Raw genomic sequence first — 7,466 nt, 5'->3', positions numbered from 1 at the left:
ATCATTGCCGATGTAAAAGAAAACGACCGCTTAATGCAAGAAGAAATTTTCGGGCCGGTTGTCGCGTTCTGCAAGGCGCGTGACTTCGATCATATGATGGAAATCGCGAACAACACCGACTACGGCTTAACAGGCGCGCTCATTTCGAATAACCGCGAGCACATCGAACGCGCAAGAGAAGAGTTCCATGTCGGCAACCTTTACTTCAACCGTGGATGTACAGGCGCGATTGTCGGCTACCAGCCATTTGGCGGCTTCAACATGTCAGGAACTGACTCAAAAGCGGGCGGCCCTGACTACCTCATCTTGCATATGCAAGCAAAGACAACAGGCGAAACACTATAAACATTTGGAGCGGCTTTTTGCTGCTCCTCATTCTTAAAACTAATGACCGTAATAAAACGAGGAGATGTAATCAATGGCGGCTACCGCAGTTTTAAATGATCTTCAAAAAAAGAGCAAAGAAGAAAAAGAAGCACTAAGTTTATTTGAATCGACACAATCTGTCATCCAAGAAGCATTAAATAAATTGGGCTATTCCAATGAAATGTTCGAGCTATTGAAAGAACCACTTCGAATGTTGACAGTCCGCATTCCGGTTCGGATGGATGACGGGACAGTGAAAGTGTTTACCGGCTATCGTTCCCAGCATAATGACTCGACCGGACCGACTAAAGGCGGCGTTCGCTTTCATCCAGAAGTGAATGAAAATGAAGTAAAGGCTTTATCGATTTGGATGAGCTTAAAATGCGGCATTGTCGATTTGCCATACGGAGGCGGGAAAGGCGGCATTATTTGTGACCCAAGAAGCATGTCCTTCAGTGAATTGGAGCGCCTGAGCCGCGGATACGTTCGGGCGATCAGCCAATTGGTTGGACCAACAAAAGATATTCCTGCACCGGACGTGTTCACAAATTCACAAATTATGGCGTGGATGATGGATGAATATAGCCGCATCCGTGAATTTGACTCACCGGGCTTTATTACAGGAAAACCGCTCGTTCTTGGAGGATCGCACGGCCGCGAAACCGCAACTGCAAGCGGCGTCACATTATGCATTGAAGAAGCCGCGAAAAAGAAAGGCATCAAGCTTGAAGGGGCGCGCGTCGTTGTTCAAGGATTCGGTAATGCGGGAAGCTATCTTGCGAAATTCATGCATGATGCCGGTGCAAAAGTCGTTGGCATTTCGGATGCCTACGGGGCGCTTTATGATCCGGACGGACTTGACATCGACTATTTACTGGAGCGCCGTGATAGCTTCGGGACAGTGACAAAGCTATTCAAAGATACGATCACGAATAAAGAATTGCTTGAACTCGATTGTGACATTCTTGTGCCGGCCGCCATTTCCAATCAGATTACTGCGGAAAATGCCCATTTGATTAAGGCTCCAATCGTTGTAGAAGCAGCAAACGGACCGACAACGTTAGAAGCGACAAAGATTTTAACAGAGCGCGGTGTTCTTCTCGTGCCGGACGTATTGGCAAGCGCAGGCGGCGTGACTGTTTCCTATTTTGAATGGGTGCAAAACAACCAGGGCTATTACTGGACGGAAGAGGAAGTCGCTGTACGCTTGCGCAAAGTGATGGTAGAATCGTTTGAAAAAATTTATGAAACCGCACAAATACACAAGGTTGACATGAGATTGGCGGCCTATATGGTCGGAATCCGGAAAATGGCCGAAGCTTCACGTTTCAGAGGCTGGGTATAAAACTTTGTCCAAGAAGAGGAGAGAAGAGAAATGCCAGGCGTGGTGGAACCCGTTTATAGTCCATATCATGGGACGGTAGAAAAAGTTTTAACAATGAAAGCAAACCGTGTATACGAGTGGGAAAGACTGTTTTTAATTAAGACAAAAAATGGGTTAGTTGAGGAAGTTTCAGTAGGCATCAGTGGACATATTATCTCAGTGGATGTAAAACAAGGAGAGAATGTAACACCAGAAACAGTATTAGCGAAAATTGAAGATGATTTCACAATTACCGGTTGTGACTAAATAGCTGTCACATGAGCAGGAAAAGAAACAGAATAAGCGCATATAATGAGAGTTGGACCAAGGATTCAACTCTCATTTGTTTAAAAATGTTAAATGATGAAAAAAATGTTTATCTTTTCTGAAAAGGGGGTAAGGAAATTTAGGTGGAGGTGATTTTGGGTCTTTTTTACTACATTTACAGAAAAATAAAACATCAATTGAAGAAAAAAGGGACTTTTGGCTCTTTTTTTCTTCAATGTATGGAAACCCTTCTATTCATTAGGTATAGTAAAATCATTGTTATTTCTTACCTTGAGGCAAGGAACAAGGCTATTTTATGGGGGATAGGGATGCGAAACATTTACATAGTTTACAAGATGTGACTTCCCTAAAGGCCAACTACAAACAAAAAGGAGGAGCACATGGATACACGGAATGAAACGGCTGCTGGATTAGAGGTCAGCACGAATAAAAATCCCGGGAAGAAAAAGATTGCGATTACAGCTATTATTCTAGCAGTCATTCTAATTGGCATCGGAGGAACGGTTTATGCCGTCTTTTTTAACAAATCGCCAAAAGAGCTTTATTTCATCTCGGAACTAAATTCTTACAAAGCATTGGAAAAAAGCTTTAATGACAGCTTTGGCAATTCATTTGAACTTCAAGACAAAATGAAAAAAAGTCCCTACCAACAAGATATGACGATTGGCGTAAATATGAACGCAAATGGCTTGGAGCAACAGGTTCCGGAACTTGCGATGGTTCAGGAGTTCTTGAAAAATAGCAAGCTGAAGCTAGGTGTTAAACAAGATCCGAAAAAAGAACAGGGAGCTTATCACCTCGGCTTTTTAATGAATGATTCAGAAATCGCGAATGCGGAATTTTTCCAATCGAATGACAAAGCAGGCGTATTTGTCCCTGAACTATATAACAAATATTTTTACGTAGAAAATAAAAAGTTTGGCGAAACAATTAAAAAGTTCGATCCTTCTTACCAGGGGCCAAACGAACTGCCAAACCTCATGTTTGCCCAAACAAAAACGAAGTTGAACTCTCCTGAATTTTGGAAGAAAAAAGGGATGGAGTATGCATTGTACATCGGTTCTAAAATTAAAGATGACGATGTGAAATTGAAGAAAGACGTGAGCTTTAAAGGAGAAAAGCTTCGCCAGCTGACGTTGACCCTTTCGGAAAAAGAAACGAAAGATCTTGTCAGCGGATTATTAAACAAATTATCGAAAGACGATGAATTGATCAATGAAATCGTCGATCAGCAAATGATGTCGGCATCGCTTGAAAACAACTCCATCACGCCAATGCCGTCTAAGAAAGAATTGAAAGAAAAAATCGTAAAAGATATTCAAGATGCAGAGAAACAGTTTAAAGAAAATGCTTCGTTGCCAAACGGACTTAAGCAGGTAGTCATCATTAACGACGATGAAGAAATTGTAAGCCGTAATATCGTTCTTGATGCGAAAAATGAAAAAACGGGCAAAACGGCTCATTTCGCTTATAAATCAACGAACTGGACAAAAGACAATGACGCAACGGATAAAACATGGAATGTAGAAGCAGGCACAGGGGAAAATGATAAGCTGGTAGTCGACGTAAAATCAAATACCGTACCTGACGGAGAGAAATTCAAGCGTACGATTAACGGTTCGTTCAAAGTGTGGGATAAAACAACCGGGCCAACGAGCGCGGGAATTGAAATTAAAACGAACGGAACGCAGGATAATAGCAAATCGACGTTCAAGCTGAATTTTACAGGCAAAGAGGCGAAAGATGTACCGGAAATTAGCGGTACGTATGACCAAAAGACGGATCAGAACCTGGATAAAGATTATTCCAACTCAAAAGCAACTCTTGGATTAAATCTTGCCTTCCATAATGATCCGGAAATGGGCAATGCGAAAATCGACGCCACCATTGATATTGACACAAAGACAAAATTTGTAGACCATCTGAAGTTCCCGGATTTGACACCGCAAAGTGCCGTCAATGTTTCAGAAGTGTCACAAGTTGAATTGATGAAAATCATGCAAGATATTCAAACGAATGCACAGAAGTTCATCGGGAAAAACGCAAGCCTCTTCCAGAACTTCCAAACGTTGCAGTAAGCATCAAGCAAGGGTTTAACAATGCGTTAAACTCTTGTCTTTTTTTTCGTTCATAAATGAAGAGAGAATACGTTAGAATAGATATATAGAAAGTGAAAGAAAGCGGGGAGATTTGTATTTCAATTATGCCTCATGTCCGGCTAAGGTTTAAAAATTTAATGGCACATCCTTTTCAACATTTACTTACAATGCTTTTTCCGTTATTCATCGTCTCCCTTCTTCTTTATGGGCTGGCGCCTTTATGGAAAGGCCATCAATGGGTGAAGCCCTATCAAGTGGCTTTAGTTGACCAGGACGAAACGGTGGAAACGAAATTGCTTACCCGCCAATTTCAATCATCAAAAGAAATGAACAAGGTTGTTTCGTTTCAACGGACAACCCTTGAAAAAGCAAAAGATCTTTTGCAAAAAAATAAAATTGCGGCGATTGTCGTTTTGCCAAAAGGATTTACAAATAGCTTGCAATACGGTGAAAACAAGCCTGCCATCGTCACAGGAAACGCTAAAAAGCCTTTAGAGGCGATGTTGTTCAAGGAAATGATGGAAGCGAACGCCAAACTCGTATCAGCCGCACAGAGCGGTGTCAACACGACGTATCATTACATGAAAAAAGCGGGGGTTCAAGGAGATAAGCTTGATCGTATACTAAAACAACTGATTGTCAGCTTCTCTCTTCAGTCTCTTGGCAGAAACAATGTATTTGAGACGGTTACACTCAATGCCTTTAATGGTCTTGCCATCAAAGAATACTTTAGCATTAGCCTTCTATTAATCTTGTTTATGCTCAATAGCCTTTTTGCCTTGCATATGATGAAGAATGAAGAGCAAGGAGTTCTCAAGCAGCGCTTAACGGTCATGGGAGTAAACGAAATATCGGTGATTCTGGCAGACTTTATTGTTTTGAGCGTTTTGACGAGCATCCAGACGGGTTTGCTATTGGGCGCATTTTCCTGGCTGATCGATTCGATAAACTTATCATTTGTGCTCATTGCATTTCTCTTTACGTTTACAATGAACGCTTTTTTTATTTGGCTTACGTCAATCGGGATAAAAGGACGGAGTTTTATAAGCATCGGCTTAATGATCATTTTGCTTTTTAGTAGCATGAGCGGGATCATTCTTCCGCTATCGTACTTGCCAGCTACGTTTGAGGCAGTCAGCCACTTTCTGCCGGTAAGATGGGCGCAAACCGGACTCATTTCAGCCATCGTTCAACACAGCCCAACCAGCAGCGTAAATTTACTCGTGGCGCTCTGTTTTGGATTCTTCATTTTAGCCCTTATTCACTCGTTGTTAAAAAGAAGGGGACGCTATGTATAAAACGTTTATCATGAATCGAATGAAATTGATCGCAGGCCGTCCTTTCATTCTCTTGTCTATTATTCTCTTGCCGGCCATTCTAGCGGTTGGAATGGGGCTTGCGGTTTCAAGTACGGCGGAAAAAACGAAAATCCCCATTCTCTTCGTGGACGAGGATCAAAGCGATTACTCGCAACTTGTTATAAAGCGCGCCAGCCAAAATCCGGCACTCAACATTCAGAGCGTCGATCAAAAAACGGCCGAACGAATGATCAAAACGAGTAAAGCGGATATTGCGTTTGTTTTCCTTAAAGGATTTAAGCAAAAGGTTATGAAAAATGAGGAAAAGGGCGCCATTCAAATGCTTATTTCGCCCGCGTCTTTATCGCAAGGAGCCGTTCGGGAAATCGTTGCCGGCGAGGTGATGCGGCTCTCGGCAAACGCCCATGCGGCCAATTATGTCACAGATCAATACGCCTTTTTAAAATGGGTTGATGAAAAGCAGGAGAAGAGCCTTTGGAAAGAGGCGTGGAACTATACGGACGAGCAATGGAAACCGGCGCCGCTCATGCAAATTGACTATCATGAAGGAACACCCCACTCTTCTATAAAAGGGGCTCCATCCAGCCAGAAATATACGATTTGGCTCATTCTTTTCCTTTCCCTTATGATGTTAATTTGTTTTTATATGAACGACTGGGCCATTACAGAGAGGGAAGATGGTGTGCTGCAAAGAATGTTTCTTTTCTCCATTAAGCTCCGGGCTTATGTGGGCGGGAACCTTATTGGCATCTTTCTGCTGTTATGTCCATCTAGTCTCCTATTTGCGCTTTTTTTGATATGGAACGTTCACATGACGGCCCTTCAAGCGGCCACATTCCTCTTGATTAGCGGGTTGTATGTATTTCTTTGCCTTTTGATCAGCTCTTTAATCGCCTGTTTTTGCCAGTCAAAGAAAACGTATTTCAGCATCGGATTATTGGCAGTTCTTGTAACAAGCATTGGGACGGGTCTTCCTTCCAATCCTGGTGGTCTTTTTAACATTTTTCCGCAAAAGTGGGCGCTCGATGGAATGAGAAGCATTTTGATCGGAAACGAAGCAGGATGTATTGAGCCTGCAGCCGTGTGCGCTGCAGCCGGCCTGGCTTTATTTTTCGCGGCAGTAAAAATCATTGGAGGCAAGTATGATCGAGTTAAACGAGGTTTCAAAAACGTACGGAAAAAAGAGAGTCGTCGGGCCTATCACGCTCACCATTGAAAAAGGGCAAATTGTCGGGTTAATCGGCCCGAACGGAGCGGGGAAATCGACATTACTGCATATGCTTGGGACATTGCTTACACCCTCGGCGGGTTCAATTTCGGTCGAAGGTAAGGAAATAAGCGAAGATGTGAAGGAGATCAGGCGTTCACTCGGGTTTGTCCCTCAAGAAATTGCGCTCTATTCAGGCTTGACGGCAAAGGATAACGTTAACTTTTTTGCCCGTATCGCCCATCGGCCAGTGCCGAAAGAATGGGTGAGCCGCCTTATCGAGATGGCGGGGTTAACCAAACATATGACGAAAAAGGTGAAGCATTTATCCGGCGGAATGCAGCGAAAGCTCAATATCATCGTCGCCTTATTGAACGATCCTGACTGGCTGTTAATGGATGAGCCGACTGTTGGCATCGACATTCAATCGAAGCAAGAAATCGTTTCCTTTATCCGCCAGCTTGGAAACGAGGGAAAAACGATCATTTACTCCAGCCACGATCCATGGGAAATTGAGACGTTATGCGACCGGCTGCTAGTATTGAATGAAGGCCGGGCCGTTTTTTACGGAACAAAAGAAGAAGCGCTAAAACAGGCACGCGAGCGGTTCCCCGGACTGACGGATATCCCGTCCTTTTCTGATTTGCTTGGGATGGTCGGCATGTGGCGGTGAGACACCTCACTATAAGATAGACGAATAGTTGATTACATTCGGCGAATAACCTTCCTGTACCGAAAAAAATCCCCGGGCGGGAAGAGTTTTTACGCCATTTTGCCGGGAAAACGATATTGGCGTAAAATAAGGGCAGGAAGGTGAAAAAAGC

At 43.2% G+C, this 7,466-nt stretch carries 7 protein-coding genes; all 7 read left to right on the top strand.

Annotated elements, in window-relative coordinates:
- Positions 1 to 345: aldehyde dehydrogenase family protein (locus H538_RS0115675; protein ID WP_026678415.1), on the top strand; the 345-nt coding region annotated here is incomplete at its 5' end.
- A 73-nt stretch (positions 346 to 418) separates the two neighbouring features.
- On the top strand, positions 419 to 1,711 hold the full coding sequence (locus H538_RS0115670; RefSeq protein ID WP_026678414.1) for a Glu/Leu/Phe/Val family dehydrogenase: 1,293 nt from the start codon (positions 419 to 421) through the stop codon (positions 1,709 to 1,711).
- Positions 1,712 to 1,741: 30 nt separating this feature from the next.
- Entirely contained in the window at positions 1,742 to 1,996 is a 255-nt protein-coding gene (locus tag H538_RS0115665; protein WP_026678413.1) for a biotin/lipoyl attachment domain-containing protein, read from the top strand.
- Positions 1,997 to 2,397: 401 nt separating this feature from the next.
- Entirely contained in the window at positions 2,398 to 4,095 is a 1,698-nt protein-coding gene (locus H538_RS0115655) for a DUF6583 family protein (RefSeq protein ID WP_026678411.1), read from the top strand.
- Between the two features lie 158 nt (positions 4,096 to 4,253).
- The gene (locus H538_RS0115650) at positions 4,254 to 5,414 is read left to right on the top strand and encodes an ABC transporter permease (protein ID WP_161627208.1); all 1,161 of its coding nucleotides are present in this window, start codon (positions 4,254 to 4,256) and stop codon (positions 5,412 to 5,414) included.
- A complete protein-coding gene (locus H538_RS0115645; RefSeq protein ID WP_026678409.1) occupies positions 5,407 to 6,651 on the top strand; it encodes an ABC transporter permease in 1,245 nt (414 codons plus the stop codon). The genes H538_RS0115650 and H538_RS0115645 overlap by 8 nt, the downstream gene beginning before the upstream one ends.
- The gene (locus H538_RS0115640) at positions 6,578 to 7,315 is read left to right on the top strand and encodes an ABC transporter ATP-binding protein (RefSeq protein WP_026678408.1); all 738 of its coding nucleotides are present in this window, start codon (positions 6,578 to 6,580) and stop codon (positions 7,313 to 7,315) included. The genes H538_RS0115645 and H538_RS0115640 overlap by 74 nt, the downstream gene beginning before the upstream one ends.
- The last annotated feature ends 151 nt before the right edge of the window (positions 7,316 to 7,466 follow it).

Source organism: Fictibacillus gelatini DSM 15865 (genome assembly GCF_000430745.1).
GTDB lineage: Bacteria > Bacillota > Bacilli > Bacillales > Fictibacillaceae > Fictibacillus_A > Fictibacillus_A gelatini.
Note: the sequence above shows the minus strand (reverse complement) of the source record. Positions and strands in the feature narration are given on the sequence as shown.